The following is a 15,016-nucleotide window of genomic DNA, read 5'->3' as shown; positions in this document are numbered from 1 at the left end:
TTCTATCTCTGCAAACGCATTTCATAATCACTAATCAAAAGTTTTTTCTCTCTCGCTAGTAAATACAAGTTATAATCATCTGCATACAACCCCTTAACAATTAATTCTATTTCTTCTTTTTCTTCCTGACAAAGGTAATTTTCCATTTTTTTCTGAGTAGTAACATTATAACTAACAATATCATCACTTATATGATTATTGTTTTTTAAGTACTGCTCAAGCTCATCAATATCCTCAATCGCATATACTCTATCTACTATTTTATTGCCACTATCATCTAATATAAACCAACTTTGAGGCCACAAAGCGTAATCATATTTATATATATTATTGAAATTTGGCTTAAGCCAGTTTTTAACAAATGATGAAAAATCATTAAAATCTGATCCAGAATAAAAATCAGCACATTCAACTTCCACATCATTAGTCCCACCTGATTTAAGAAATCGGTAAGCAGAATACAGACGATCCATAGGATCTCGCACTAAACTAATTGATATTTTTGATGTTCGTAGTGAAGGATCTGTCTTATATATAAAGCCAGCCATTTGATGCCCTATTGATTTTTTATAAAGAGCTCTTGATATGGTTGTACCTGCGACTTTTGGAACATGAACAAAGACAACTGACGACTGATATATTTCTCTGGGCACAAGATTAATTAGATATTTATTGATAACTTTCAAAACAGGACTGGGAAGAATTCGCACAAGCCATCGTTTCATATCAGCAGATCGACGATATCCAATATACTTCGCTACTAGTTTTTTCAATATCATTAAATTCTATCTCCTTGTGGCACCAATGGTCCAACCAAAAGGCATAAAAACCGGACTGAATATGTGCGTATTTTTTTTCTATTAAATTTGACAATTCCAATACTAATGTAAACTAGACAACGTATTAATTCATAACAATAGATACGATAATAACCATTCTTGACTAAAGCTAATGCATTTCCCATAGAATAGAAAAACACTCTGTGAAGCAATGCTTTTTGATCAGTATCGGCTTTTATTGGAGGATGGTTTAATTTGAAGTCATGAGTAACCTGGCCCTTATAGCCTAGTTTAATTAATCTCGCTCCAAGATCGAACCCTTCGCTAGAGCCATGAATACAACCAATTCCCAATCCTTCATCAAATTTTGTTGCCATAAAACAGTCACGTTTAAAAAGTAAACCGGGTTCCGAGAAAGCCCCACGTAGAACCTTTGGTGTTATTTCAAAATCATGATCATGGGATTGAAGTGCTTTCAGCTCGCCTTCACATATCACATTAGCAACAATATAATCCAGAGATTTTTCTGAAATTACAGACAATCCGTATTCTAATCGTCGATTATCCGCAATTGTTGTATCATCATCAACAAACCAAACATAATCTCCCTTAGCTTGTTTTGCTCCCTCATTTCGGCAACGGCAAACATTACGAACAGGAAATAAAATAAATTTCACATTAGGGTATTCTTCAAAAAAATCTTCTTCTGCTTGTCCTTGCCACACTACGAGAACTTCAATATTTTTATGAGTTTGGCTTTGAAGGCTTTGCAGTACATCGATAAAACGTTGCCGCCGCTCCTCAGAGCCTGCAGTAGAGATAATGATAGATACTTTAGCTGTATTCATAAGAATTTCTTTCCTGGCATCGTTTCAGAATGATTCCGGTAAAAAAAGCATATGCAGCAGCCGCCTTAATAGATAAGATCAACACACCAAAGAGAGTGGCTACAACAAAAAATAAAGAAAACATCAGTGTGTATATTTTATTAACTTTTAAACCACTCGCCAATCCTAATACCAGGTAATAGAAAAAGGCGGCTCCTAAAATACCAGCACTATTAATAATTAAAACCAGCCCACTATCGCCTCCCGACATCCCTGGAGGCACTACCAGCCGCCCACTAATCAATTCAACCCAGCCCGAGCTAATAATAGGTAAAAAGCTGGTACTGATTCGATATTCCAATTCTCGTGTTAACATATCTCCAAAAACCAAGTAGATTAACAAAAGTGTAATAAATATCAGCATAGGCAAAATAACAATCAACGCGGAAGATATTAAACCAGAGAGTCTAGAAACCACTATAGAAAAAAATATAAAAAATACTGCTATGCGAGTATCAGAAAAAGCTGACAAACATACACACACCAAAAACTCAATATAAATCCCTTTAACTCTATAATTATTTTTAGCATAAAAGAATAAAAAAGCAAAAAAACCAAAATATCCCAACGTTAATGGTTCAATAAAAATAGAACTAACTCTATGAGATATGCCGGTAAAAGTTCCACCTGGTCGATACACTCCACTATATAAATCCCCGGTATCCAAGTCTGTTTGATCCAAGCCTTTTCTATCAACAACTCCTGCCGCCCATTCACGAGTAGATACATAATAATCCAATGGGTTAAAAATTTTCACATAATATTCAGTAAAAAATATTTCAAATAATGCCAACCCAAAAACCACAAAAAGTAAAATTCGAACAAATTGATAATCTTCTGATTTATAATTCAACCCAAGCATTACAAATAAAGGAACGATCAGAAGCCCATACACCCCTTGTATAGATACTCCTAATTTGATAGGTATTACTACAATTATCAGCATCAGTAATACAACAACACGCCCAAAATAGCGCATTGATAATTGATTCATTGTTTTATAGACAACATAAACACTCATTGCTGTCACCAACAACTGAACCAAAATCACTACTTTACTGTTTAAACCAAACATATTTGCATTTATAAATGCTAGAACTGCATTCATAAATATCGCAGCTAGTACACATATAGCTATATTACGATCAGATTTATCAACAGGTAAAAATCCTAACATTTAATGCCTCGAACTACATGAGCAACTTGATTGGCAATAGCAGACCATGAAAAGTTTTCTACTACATGCTCATGTTGTTCTTGTAATTTATCCACCCTCATTTGATCATCTCGCAGGTTTTTAATTTTCGCCCTTAACGAGTCAATATCTCCAGCCTCAAACGTATTCTGCTCTCCTATTACCATAGGAATCCCCCCTACATTTGAGCCAATAGCCGGTGTTCCACAGTATATAGCTTCAGCACATACCCGTCCAAACTGTTCTCGCCAATATGGAGTATTAAGACTTGGTAAAATAAAAATATCTAGACTGGAATAAAAACAATTCAACTCATTTTTCTTCAATTCTCCAATATAAAGTACCCCTGATTTTTTTAACTTATCCAGCAGCCAGTCATCAAGCACCCCACCACAAACGATGACTTTATAATTATTCTCTTGCGCTAAAGGAATTAATATCTCCAGCCCTTTTGGTTGCCAAATACGACCAGCAAAACCAAGTACTAATTTCCCTTCAAAAGAATCTCCAAACATTTTTTTACGGGCTTTAATTTTATCTACAACATCAAATGTTTCTTTGGATACACCATTACCAATAGGGCTATATATTTTATTTTTATCTGCTCCACGAGCAACCAACACCTGCGCTACTTCTTTATTTTTTGGAAGAATAGCATCAATTTTTTTATAAACTATTTTCTCAAGAAAATTAAACCCTTTAAAGTTTCCTTTCATATTAATAACTGATGTCTCTAGCACCCTAACTTTTGCTGGACAAAATATCACTATAAAAAAAGCCAACAAAGAATGAGGTTCTTCATGTATATAAATAATATCAAACCTCTCCTTTCTGACAGATCTAATCATTTTATATGAAAAATAAGTTAGCCAATGCATAACCAAAAAACAGTCAAAAAGAGCTGATGACCATTCTTTCTTTGAGATCTCTTGAAAAGTTTTCCCCATAAACTTTCGTGGTCCATACACTTTCAAATCAAAAAGCTTAGATAGAGCAGAAAACCGATCCTGATACAAATCATTTCCAGCCTCATGCCATATTAGGCACATTTTTTTCTTATTCATTATGCACCTCGGACAAAAGTATAATAAAAAATCATCAGGTTTTTGAAATAACGAGGAATCATACGTCGTGGCTCCACTATCATTCGATAAAACCATTCGATACCTATAGTGGACATCCACTTTGGCGAACGAGACACATTACCTATAGCGAAATTTATAGCATTACCACAACATAGTATTGTACGTTGCTGACAATCCATATTTTCCAACACATCAAATGCTAATATTTCTTGTTGTGGAGACCCAACAGCAAAAAAAGCGACATCCCATTCAATAGAAGAAATCTCGTCAACCAGTGCATTAAATTCATCTGGATCATTAATAAAACCAAAAGAAGGAACCACAAGGTTTACTTCACTTACACCATATATTCTTTTCACCTTTACTGCTTGATTCTCATCCGACCCTACTATCAATACCTTCCTCCCCTTACATTCTTTTAATATATCAATGGTTAAATCTGATCCTCGCACGACATTATTAATGCGCCTTCTCTTTAATATAGAGATATATTGTAGTATTTTACTATCGCACACACACAAATTTGCTTGACGATATAAATCACGAAAAGTATTACTAGAATATATTCGACACATATGATCAACATTTGGAGTAACAATAACTCCATTCAAACGACCATCAATAATACCAGAAGTTACATCTTTAAGAGGTATATCATCGATTTCTACCGGGAAAACTTTATTTTTCATTTATAAACTCTCTCTCCAAAGTCTTCACTGTAGATTCCCAAGTAAAAACCTGGCTTCTTGTAACTGATAAAGAAGAGTATTTCTCATAAACATCTGGGTCATCCAATAGCTTATTGACAGTATCAGTCCATTCTCTTATATCTTTACTTTCAAGCAAAAACCCTGAGTCAGCAACAACCTCCGTTACTGCTGATCCACTACTTGCAACCACTGGTATACCTTTTGCCATTGCCTCAACCAACGGAATGCCAAACCCTTCTTCTAACGAAGAGTATAAAAAAATACTTGCTTGCTTATATTCTTGTGCCAATTCAATATCGCTAATATCAACACGAATTTTAATATTTTTTTGATAAGATTTACTCTTCACATAGGATAACAAATCATCATAACCCCAGCCCTTTCGACCACAGATAACAAGCATCGCCTGTGGCTTATATAATAATATCTCCCCTAACAAATCCACTAGGAATTTATAATTTTTTCGAGGCTCAATAGTACCAACAGACAATAAATTTAATTTTCTATCCCCCTCTGAAAATTCTTGATCCTGAAAAATTGAAGCCACACCATTATAAAGAATATTATCAACTTTAACGCCGAGTATGTTTTTAATCTTTTCAGCGGAATAATGAGAAACCGTAAAAACTTTTTTATATCGCGTCAAACCATACTCTTCCATTGGCTTAAAATAATATTTAGCCTTCCATGGTATTGTCTCGGTCCGTATCCAGGGTACTACATCGTGCAACACCCGATAAACAGAAAAATTCTTCCGAAACAATGCTGCAATCCAAACAAAGGGAGATGCAGGAAATGCTGGCAAATATAATCCATCGGCAGCTATGCCTAGCATATATACAGGATACAAAAAATGACAAACAAATTTATTTGAAAATGGCAAATGGATATTTTCCACATTGCTATTCAAATCATTATAACCAGCAGGTAGTAGGCACACATATTCTATATTTAATCCATTAGACAGACGTTTATAGATTTCTATGGCAAACCGTTCTATACCAGTAATTCTTCCGTCACCGAGAAATGTCAGGTCAACAAGAATCTTCATATGTGTACCAGAACTCCTAAATCAGTTTATGCAAAGTATTGACGAGCAAGAAAATCAACTTTTTTGTTGAATTCTGCCAATCGCTCTTCATAACTCATATCCGCAATCGACTTGGTAGCTCCACCATCAACCAGCTCTCGAACCATGCCAGCTGCAATCGTGATATTGGAAATACGATCAATAATAACCAATGATCCAGTACCGGGAACTTGTCTGTATTGGTCCAGGGCAGCCGGTGCATTCAAAGAGATAGTAACCAAACCAACCTCATTGAGATTCAGTTCAGTTGCATCCAAATGTTCCATCGTATTGACATCAACACGGTGTTGGATACTTTCAACAATACCATAAACGTTTTTAGTACCTACTTTAAACAGGTATTCCTTGCCTGTTTTCATCGGGGTTTCGTGCATCCATACCACTTCAGCCTGGTAGCTATCGCCAAATAACGGGGCTTTACCTGTGTAAATCAAGTCACCACGGGAGATGTCGATTTCATCTTCCAGTGTCAGGGTTATGGCTTCGCTTGCAATGGCCAAATCAAGGTCACCATCCGCAGTAACAATGCGATCTACTTTACTGGTCTTACCCGATGGCAAAGTAGTGATTGTGTCACCTGGATGAATTTCACCTGCTGCAATGGTGCCGCAAAAACCACGAAAATCGAGATTCGGGCGGTTAACGTATTGTACAGGCAAGCGAAAACCTTCAAATTCGTCCGCTTTATTGGTTTCAATGGTTTCTAATAGCTCAACCATGGTTGGGCCAGTATACCAATCGGTGTTAATACTGCGATCGACTACGTTGTCACCTTTTAATGCAGACAATGGGATTGGATGAATATTATTAAAACCCAACGATTGTGCAAATTCGGTGTAGTCTTTACTGATTTGTTCATAAATGGTTTGATCAAAATTGACCAAATCCATTTTATTAATGGCTACAATGACGTTTTTAATACCCAACAAGCTGACGATATAACTATGACGGCGTGTTTGTGTCTGAATACCTTTTCGGGCATCGATCAGAATAACGGCAACATCGCAACTGGAAGCACCGGTTGCCATATTGCGCGTATATTGTTCGTGTCCAGGGCAGTCGGCGATGATGAACTTACGCTTTTCAGTAGAGAAATAACGATAGGCAACATCGATGGTGATGCCTTGTTCTCGCTCAGACTGCAGTCCATCGACCAGCAATGCCAAGTCAAATTCTTCATCAGTGGTGTTAAATTTCTGTGAATCATTTTTGATAGCAGCAAGTTGATCTTCAAAAATCAGCTTGGAATCATGCAGCATCCGTCCGATCAGAGTGGATTTGCCATCATCAACGTTCCCACAAGTCAGGAAGCGTAGAATATCTTTTTCTTCATGTTGCTTCAGGTAGCCGAGGATGTCATCGGCGATCATATCGGATGCGTGAGCCATTTTATTACCTTTTTACATTCCAGCATTGCTGGAGTATCCATATATTAAATTTATTTCGATCAGGTCACTCTGTGGCCGAATCGTTAATTTATTTTTCTGCTGGCCTGTTGTGTGACGTGTCAGTATAAAAGGCCTGCGTTTTACCGTTCAGGTAAATTCTTATAACGTCGGGAAAGTGACTACCCTACGTTTTACTTACAACTCTCCCTCTTCCCTCTTGCAACCCTCACCACTCACTTTCCGACTGGTGTTGTTGTAGTGGTCAATACCCTGCCTGCAAGTAGGAAGAAGTAGGTTCTTTCATCTGAACAGTATGGAGAGTCAGAAATATCCTTCCATTTTTTTCTTTTCCATCGAGCCGGATGAATCGTGGTCGATAGCACGACCCTGACGCTCGGACGTAGTAGTCAGTAGCATTTCCTGAATAATTTCTGGCAGAGTGGCAGCCTCAGATTCAACGGCTCCTGTCAACGGATAACAACCCAAGGTCCGGAAGCGCACCATTTTTTCTTGGACTTCTTCGTCATCCTGGATCGGCATACGCTCGTCATCGACCATAATCAGCATGCCATCACGTTCCACAACCGGACGCATAGCAGCGTAGTACAAAGGTACAATCTCGATACTTTCAAGATAGATATATTGCCAGATGTCCAACTCAGTCCAATTAGAGAGCGGAAAGACACGAATGCTTTCGCCTTTGTTGATACGGCCGTTGTAGATATTCCACAGCTCAGGACGCTGGTTTTTCGGATCCCAGCGATGGTTTTTATCCCGGAAGGAATACACTCGTTCTTTGGCACGTGACTTTTCTTCATCTCGACGCGCACCACCAAAGGCGGCATCAAAGCCGTATTTATCCAAGGCCTGTTTCAGCCCTTGGGTTTTCATTACATCGGTATGTACCGAGGAACCATGAGTAAACGGGCCAATACCTTGATCTACGCCATCTTGGTTAACGTGCACAATCAGATCCATACCGACTTTGGCAGCCATGGTGTCGCGGAAGCTGATCATTTCTTTGAACTTCCAGGTGGTATCCACATGCATCAAAGGGAATGGTGGTTTGCCAGGGAAAAAGGCCTTGGTGGCCAAATGCAGCATCACAGCGGAATCTTTACCAACGGAATATAGCATCACCGGGTTATCGAACTCGGCCGCGACTTCTCGGATGATATGGATACTTTCAGCCTCAAGTTGCTTGAGGTGGGTAAGGCGTTTTTTACTGATAGTCATAATCGTCACTTTTTCGAATGTGGGCTGACACTAGGCTTATGCTTATGCTTGTTCAGGTTGAGCCAGTTCGGTAAACACTGCGCTCCAGCGCTCACCGGCCTCAGCACAAACAATAAAATACGGGTTAAGTAAGTCTTCTTTTTGACCGTACTGTAATTTTTTCAATGTCGGAGTTAAGACCTGCCCCCCAGCATGTTCCACAATAGCTTGCGCGGCGGCGGTATCCCACTCGCACGTTGGAGCCAGTCGCGGATAAAGATGTGCAGCACCTTCAGCCACCAGGCACAACTTCAGAGAGCTACCCATCGATACCAAATTAACTTCTCCCAGTTGCTGAGAAAAGGCGGCCAATGCTTCAGCGCCGTGGCTACGGGAACCAACTACATTCCAAGATTGGCCAGCATCTGGTTCAGATGCCACACTCAGCTTAACAGCTTCTGCTGTACCATCCTGACGATAAGCGCCTAACTCGTCAGCAGCGAAGTACATCCGATCCAGAGGTGGGCAATACACCACCCCCAGAACAGCTCGCCCACCTTGGATCAAGGCAATATTGACGGTAAATTCATCATTTTTCTTGATAAATTCTTTGGTGCCGTCCAGCGGGTCGACCAGCCAATACGTGTTCCATTGACTGCGTTTTTCCCAAGTAATATCTTCTTTATTGGACTCTTCTGATAGCACAGGATAGTCACTAATACTGGCCAAGCGATCGCAAATAATATGGTGCGCGGCAAGGTCGGCCTCTGTGAGCGGGCTGGAATCACTCTTTTCGTACTGTGCAAAATCAGTATTGTAAATTTCCAGAATTGCCGCTCCAGCGGTGCGGGCAATATCGATAATCTGATTAACCAATAATGGCATCGGAACCTTCCTTAACGGGTTTGAGATAACCGTGCTGATCCAAATAGTCAATTACTTGTTGCGCGGCGTCTTGAATACTGATGTTGTCATTCTTGATACAAATTTCTGCAGCATCCGGAGCTTCATAAGGAGAATCGATACCTGTAAAATCCTTGATCTCTCCGGCACGGGCTTTTTTGTACAAGCCTTTGGGATCACGGGTTTCACATACATCAATGGGAGTATCGATATGCACCTCGATAAATTCACCACCTGACAACATCTGACGGACCATTTCCCGGTTACTTTTAAACGGAGAAATAAATGCCGTCAGCACAATAAGCCCGGCATCAACCATAAGGTGCGCAACTTCTCCAACCCGTCGGATATTCTCGATACGGTCTTCTTCGCTAAAACCCAAATCACCACATAAACGGTGGCGGACGTTATCACCATCCATCAGATACGTGTGCTGCAAACGTTCGGCCAGCATGCTTTCTACGGCCCCTGCAATCGTCGACTTACCCGACCCACTCAGGCCAGTAAACCAGAGTAGGCAAGGTCGTTGCTTTTTCATATAGGCACGAATGGATTTATCCACCGCATGGTTATGCCACACTATATTTTCGTTTTTCACCCTGGCTCCTTGTAAAAACAGCTCATCTCTAAAATGACCAGACTACCGGTATAACACTGATAGACGTAACCGCAACAATAATGCTGAGCGGTGTTCCGAATTTAACATAATCCATAAAACGATAGCCTCCTGGCCCCATCACCATCAAGTTGGTCTGGTAACCAGTGGGTGTCATAAAGCTGGCAGAAGCTGCAACCATCACGGCAATTGCAAATGGCTCATAATTGACACCCAACACTTCGGCAGTCTTTAAACATATTGGCAGCATAATGATGGCGGCTGCGTTGTTGGTCATCATTTCGGTAAGTAATACCGTTGCCAGATACACGGCAATCAAGGCACTGAGTGGCGAGTCGGCAACAGCCAACAAACCATTGGCTATGTCTTTGGCCAAACCAACTTTCTCAACCGCAGCACCCAACCCGAAAGCACATGCAACGACCAACAAGATTGAGTAGTCAATTGACTTGCCAGCATCTTCATAGGCTATACATTTCATCGCCAACATAGCGCCTGCTGCCGCTATCGAGCTAACAAGAATACTCGTCATTCCAGTTCCAGAAGCGACCAGCATGACTGTAAAGATCGCCAATGCGGGCAAAGCCTTGGTTTCATCGGCCAAAGGAGGTGTGCCTAACTTGCTGACCAACAAAAAATCCCGGCTATTACGATGTCTCATCAGGAAGCCTTTCTGTGCTTCTAACAGTAAAGTATCCCCTTCGCACAGGACAAGTTCGCCCAACTTACCACGTAACCGCTGACCATGACGCGATACACTTAGCACAACAGCGCTGTATCGATGACGGAAACGCGCTTCGCGGATAGTTTGGCCAATCATGGGATTGGAAGGCGATAACACGGCTTCAAACAGGCGCCGGTCCGAGCTGGCGCCATTCAATTTGAAGCGCTGATCATTAGCGAGGACCAAACCGTGAATATTGCGTAATTCAAGTACGGATTCCGGGCTACCGGCAAACACCAACCGGTCTCCGGCTTCGAGCACAGTGCGTGGCCGAACAGCCGATATAATTTGTTCTTCTCTTTCTATTTCGACCAAAAAAAGCCCCGGCAAGTTACGCAAACCCGCTTCCTGAATGTTTTTACGCACCAACTCACTGCCCGGTTGAATCATCATTTCAACCAGATATTCACGCACCTGATCAAATTGCTCGACGGAGCTTTCTCTGTCTGGTAACAGGTAACGACCAGCCAGAAAGATATAAATCAACCCCAAAATAGCAATTGGAACCCCCACCCAGGCAATTTCAAATAAGCCAAAGCCTGTATATCCCCCTTGTTGCAGCATGCCATCAACCACCAGGTTCGTGCTGGTACCGATCAGAGTACAGGTTCCTCCCAGAATCGAAGCGTAACTAACCGGAATAAGGATACTGGATAACTGGATGGAAAAACGTTTACTTTGACTTTGCAGCAACGTAGTGAACATGGCAACCACTGGGGTGTTATTAACCACCGCGCTCAACAGTGTTGTCACAGGCAGGACACGAAAGCTCGCAGATGCCTGGTTCTTGGGACTGCCAACCAGGTAACGCCGCAACACCTGGGTTGCACCGGATTCCTTTAACCCACCCACTACCACATATAATGCAGCGATGGTAAAAATGCCGGTATTGGAAAAACCGACAAATGCTTCTGCTGGCGCCAACACTCCAGCCAACAGCAAAAGCATCAGTGCGGCGGTAAACAGCTTTTCCGCTGAAGCGACATTCAGTGCAAGGCCAACCAGCACGACAACCAACAAACCGGCCACAAAGACAGTATCCACCAGACTGTTGCTGTTCCCCAGATCCATAGTAATTCCAGTCCGTTAATTCAGGGCTTTAAAGCCTTTTGCCTCATCCAGCACGGAGTACAAGTGCTGTAGGGAATAACCTTACCGAGCGAAGGCGCATTCTGCACGATCACAGAATAAATCGCCATGCCTTGTAAAAATTTGTAACCACGATAGCTCGAACAAACTTCACCACTGTTACCTTTTCATGACTTGCTCTATTTGTAAGGTGAGACAATGAGTAAGGTCACTGCGTGGGATGCAACACTGAGTGATAACCAGTCCACCAGTTCGCTTTCAGTACTCTCTATATAAAACATGTGACCCAATTATCCCAAACGCAAAATCAACAAAATAAAAGGGACGATGCCTCAAAATAAGCCAAATTTAGTAGGCCGTGTCATTGCGGCAACGGCAGCAACGAGAGACTCTCTTTACGCACAACTCCAACAACCACTGAACAATTCCCAACAACCACGACGCAAAGCGTTGATTGTGTAAAATATAACCATTTTTGGCCAACCAGGCTTTGCAGCCACTTTGCCCTCGGGGTACAATTAATCAGATTTTCTAAATTCACAGGGATTACGACCATGCGCAAAATTTTACTGGGTGCCATTATCGGCCTGAGCAGCATGTCTGCTTCTGCCGCTATCACCGACTACCTGTCTGTCATGTCTTTGGGAGATGCCTACTTGCAGGCCTCTGCAGATTGTGGTGGATCTTGCGATGCCCAGCTGGCTGCCGACTTGGCCGCTGCTGGTTACAGTGCCAGCGATATCATTGCTGCCGTTATCGCTTCTGGTGTTTCTCCAGTGTCTGTTATCCAGTCAGCAGCCTCTGCAGCACTTGAAGCTGGCATCAGTGTTAAAGATATTATGGCAGCAGTGATACAAATTGACGGCGTTAGCGCCATCGATGCGATTGCTGGTGTTACCCAGGCTGCTGTTGCCAACAACGTACCGGTGTCCTCCGTAATGCAGGCAGGCATTGCTGCAGGTATTCCTGCAGAAGTGATCGTTGCCGGAGTGGTCAGCAGTGGCCAGTCCAGCACGGTAGTAACAGCAGCAGCGGCTTCTGTTGGTTTTTCTTCAGCCGATATTGCCAAAGGCATCGCACTGGCATCAGGTACGACGACATCTGTAATCTCAGTGGCACTTGACGAAGACAGCAACACTACGCCTCCAGCGACAAGTCCATTCTAATCCTGTAGATTAGAAACCGGCTAGATATGGCGGGTTTATACTGATCAGTTAAAAAGCCCGGTTTTCCGGGCTTTTTTTGTTTGTTGTTCCCACCGGTGATTTCTATTTCAAGGACTGGCAGTACCATGACTCGTTGGCGTGCTTATCTGCTTTTGCTATTTGTATTACCTTTGCCATTTGGTGGCTATACCGATTGGGCCTGGCCGTTATACACAGCCATTACCAGCAGTCTGCTATTGCTGGAACTTCGGTTACATACTCAGAATCTCACAACACTCCCGGTTGCATTTGTACGCAGTCGTTGGCTCTGGGTCGGTTTATTGCTTATCCAGCTTTGGGTTGCCGCTCAAGCGCTATGGATCAGCTCTGCTCATTATGATACCTGGATGTACCTGTTCAAAGGCTTCGGTTATGCCGGCTTCTTTATGCTGACCTTGCTGCTTGTTCATTCGCAAAATCGTATCCAGCAAGCAATCTGGACGATTGTATTGGCCGCTGCTTTCCAGGCTTCGTACGGTTCACTCATGGTACTGACAGGTTGGGAGTACGGCTTTTTTGAAGCCAAATGGGCATACACAGGCACCGCAACCGGTACTTTTGTCAATCGTAACCATATCGCCGGATACCTTGAAATGGCACTGGCACTGGGAATCGGCTTTTTACTGGCACAGTCAACGGTTTATCGGGGATCGCTAAGACAACGACTGCGGCAGGCCATACAGGTATTACTGAGCAGCAAGGTTATCTTGCGACTGTTGCTGGCCATTATGGTAATTGCCCTGGTGATGACTCGCTCGCGCATGGGTAATACGGCGTTTTTTGCCAGTATGATGATTGCCGGTGCCTTGGCTCTGGTGCTGATGCGCCATAAATCAAAATCGACCACAATCCTGTTAGCCAGCCTGCTGGTTATTGATATCGCTATTGTGGGTACATTTTTTGGCGTCGACAAGGTTGCCGAACGCTTGCAAAACTCATCCGTTGATACGGAAAGCCGCGATGAAGTAACTCGGGACAGCTTCCTTATGTGGCAGCAACAACCATTTAGAGGTATTGGTGCCGGCAGCTTTCAGACCACCTTTCCCAAGTACAAGTCCCCTGACGTTGTAGACTCCAACGTCTATAACCATACCCACAACGACTATGTTCAGTTCCTGGCGGAATTTGGTGCTCCAGCGTTTATTGTCATGCTGGGCGTAGTGTTGGTCTCTTTATGGCGAGCAATCCGCGCGATGAGTGTCCGGCGTAATGAATTACTTAAAGGTGCCGGGTTTGGCGCTACCATGGGAATCATTGCCATAGGGATACATTCTGCGGTCGACTTCAACCTGCAAATACCCGCCAATGTCTATATGTTTATGTTTTTACTGGCACTGGCTAATATTGCGCGCTGGGCAGAGCATGGCCCTCGAGCGCACTCCAGCGCTCAAAGAACACCCAAACGCGCCAAACACCATGTCACACACGCCACAACAGAGACGCCCAATCCATGAAAGTACAAGCCAGACTCTTGCGCCTTGAGACCAACCAGCAAGGACGTGATTTTGTTGTTGGTGATATCCATGGTCATGTCTCAAAACTGATGGGCCAACTTGATCAGTTGCAGTTCAACCCGGACTCAGATCGGGTGATCTGTGTTGGCGACCTGATTGATCGTGGCCCGGAATCACCTCAGGCACTGGCTTTGCTGGATCAACCCTGGTTTTATTCTGTATTGGGCAACCATGAATACCTGATGGTCTGTGCGATGAAATACAAGCACAGCGAACACCGCATGACCTGGCTGACTCACGGTGGCGACTGGATCGCCCAGACCTCCCCAAATGACTGGCCAGCCTGGTTTGAGACGATCGAACAGCTGCCTCTGGCAATCGAGGTCTCAGGAAAGTCTGGCACTCGTTACGGCATTATTCATGCTGAATATCCCTTCACCCACTGGGATGATCTGGAACAGCTGGATGACGATGAAGCATTACGGACTATCTGGTCACGCACACAATTCCAGCAGCGTTCTGAGCATGTCATTGACGGCATTGATGTGGTTATTCATGGCCATAACATCAGTGATGGCGAGCTGCACCTGGGCAACCGGATATACATTGAACCAGGGGTTTATCAAGGTAAGGATTTTATTATCAAGGAGCTGTAAGTCCGAAGCGCCCGAAGCCA

Annotated in this window: 14 protein-coding genes; 3 read left to right on the top strand and 11 right to left on the bottom strand. The window is 42.7% G+C overall.

Annotated features, from left to right (window positions below; all coding sequences use genetic code 11):
* Positions 1–2: 2 nt before the first annotated feature.
* From Q8W32_RS04935 to Q8W32_RS04885, 11 genes are all read right to left on the bottom strand, one after another.
* Positions 3–779, bottom strand: coding sequence for a sulfotransferase family 2 domain-containing protein (locus Q8W32_RS04935; RefSeq protein ID WP_303431808.1), 777 nt, complete (start codon positions 777–779; stop codon positions 3–5).
* On the bottom strand, positions 779–1,627 hold the full coding sequence (locus Q8W32_RS04930; protein WP_305413951.1) for a glycosyltransferase family 2 protein: 849 nt from the start codon (positions 1,625–1,627) through the stop codon (positions 779–781). Before Q8W32_RS04930 ends, Q8W32_RS04935 begins: the two co-directional genes overlap by 1 nt.
* Complete coding sequence (locus Q8W32_RS04925; protein WP_303431806.1) at positions 1,614–2,843, bottom strand: hypothetical protein; 1,230 nt, start codon at positions 2,841–2,843, stop codon at positions 1,614–1,616. Before Q8W32_RS04925 ends, Q8W32_RS04930 begins: the two co-directional genes overlap by 14 nt.
* Positions 2,837–3,925, bottom strand: a complete 1,089-nt coding sequence (locus Q8W32_RS04920) for a glycosyltransferase family 4 protein (protein WP_303431805.1) — start codon at positions 3,923–3,925, stop codon at positions 2,837–2,839. Before Q8W32_RS04920 ends, Q8W32_RS04925 begins: the two co-directional genes overlap by 7 nt.
* Complete coding sequence (locus Q8W32_RS04915) at positions 3,925–4,635, bottom strand: WecB/TagA/CpsF family glycosyltransferase (RefSeq protein WP_305413949.1); 711 nt, start codon at positions 4,633–4,635, stop codon at positions 3,925–3,927. Before Q8W32_RS04915 ends, Q8W32_RS04920 begins: the two co-directional genes overlap by 1 nt.
* Complete coding sequence (locus Q8W32_RS04910; RefSeq protein WP_305413947.1) at positions 4,625–5,707, bottom strand: glycosyltransferase family 1 protein; 1,083 nt, start codon at positions 5,705–5,707, stop codon at positions 4,625–4,627. The genes Q8W32_RS04915 and Q8W32_RS04910 overlap by 11 nt, the downstream gene beginning before the upstream one ends.
* Before the next feature lie 26 nt (positions 5,708–5,733).
* Positions 5,734–7,134: a sulfate adenylyltransferase subunit CysN gene (gene cysN / locus Q8W32_RS04905; RefSeq protein WP_303431802.1), complete on the bottom strand. Its 1,401-nt coding sequence runs from the start codon at positions 7,132–7,134 to the stop codon at positions 5,734–5,736.
* A 321-nt stretch (positions 7,135–7,455) separates the two neighbouring features.
* Positions 7,456–8,370 (bottom strand): sulfate adenylyltransferase subunit CysD, encoded by a 915-nt coding sequence (gene cysD / locus Q8W32_RS04900; protein ID WP_370693669.1) that lies wholly within the window; start codon positions 8,368–8,370, stop codon positions 7,456–7,458.
* 42 nt (positions 8,371–8,412) lie between these two features.
* Positions 8,413–9,234 (bottom strand): 3'(2'),5'-bisphosphate nucleotidase CysQ, encoded by an 822-nt coding sequence (gene cysQ / locus Q8W32_RS04895; protein ID WP_305413946.1) that lies wholly within the window; start codon positions 9,232–9,234, stop codon positions 8,413–8,415.
* Positions 9,218–9,850 carry an adenylyl-sulfate kinase gene (gene cysC / locus Q8W32_RS04890; RefSeq protein ID WP_305413944.1) on the bottom strand — a complete coding sequence of 211 codons (633 nt, stop codon included), beginning with the start codon at positions 9,848–9,850 and terminating at the stop codon, positions 9,218–9,220. The genes cysQ and cysC overlap by 17 nt, the downstream gene beginning before the upstream one ends.
* A gap of 28 nt (positions 9,851–9,878) precedes the next feature.
* Positions 9,879–11,663, bottom strand: coding sequence for an SLC13 family permease (locus Q8W32_RS04885; RefSeq protein WP_305413942.1), 1,785 nt, complete (start codon positions 11,661–11,663; stop codon positions 9,879–9,881).
* Between the two features lie 572 nt (positions 11,664–12,235).
* Here Q8W32_RS04885 and Q8W32_RS04880 point away from each other — a divergent pair.
* From Q8W32_RS04880 to Q8W32_RS04870, 3 genes are all read left to right on the top strand, one after another.
* Entirely contained in the window at positions 12,236–12,847 is a 612-nt protein-coding gene (locus tag Q8W32_RS04880; protein ID WP_305413941.1) for a hypothetical protein, read from the top strand.
* A 125-nt stretch (positions 12,848–12,972) separates the two neighbouring features.
* A complete protein-coding gene (locus Q8W32_RS04875; RefSeq protein WP_305413940.1) occupies positions 12,973–14,340 on the top strand; it encodes an O-antigen ligase in 1,368 nt (455 codons plus the stop codon).
* Positions 14,337–14,996 carry a metallophosphoesterase gene (locus Q8W32_RS04870; RefSeq protein WP_305413939.1) on the top strand — a complete coding sequence of 220 codons (660 nt, stop codon included), beginning with the start codon at positions 14,337–14,339 and terminating at the stop codon, positions 14,994–14,996. The genes Q8W32_RS04875 and Q8W32_RS04870 overlap by 4 nt, the downstream gene beginning before the upstream one ends.
* Positions 14,997–15,016: the final 20 nt, after the last annotated feature.

Origin of the sequence: Oceanobacter sp. 3_MG-2023 (assembly GCF_030688925.1) — a bacterium.
GTDB lineage: Bacteria > Pseudomonadota > Gammaproteobacteria > Pseudomonadales > Oceanobacteraceae > Oceanobacter.
The sequence above is the reverse complement of the archived record's forward strand: the minus strand, read 5'-3'. Positions and strand labels throughout refer to the sequence as shown.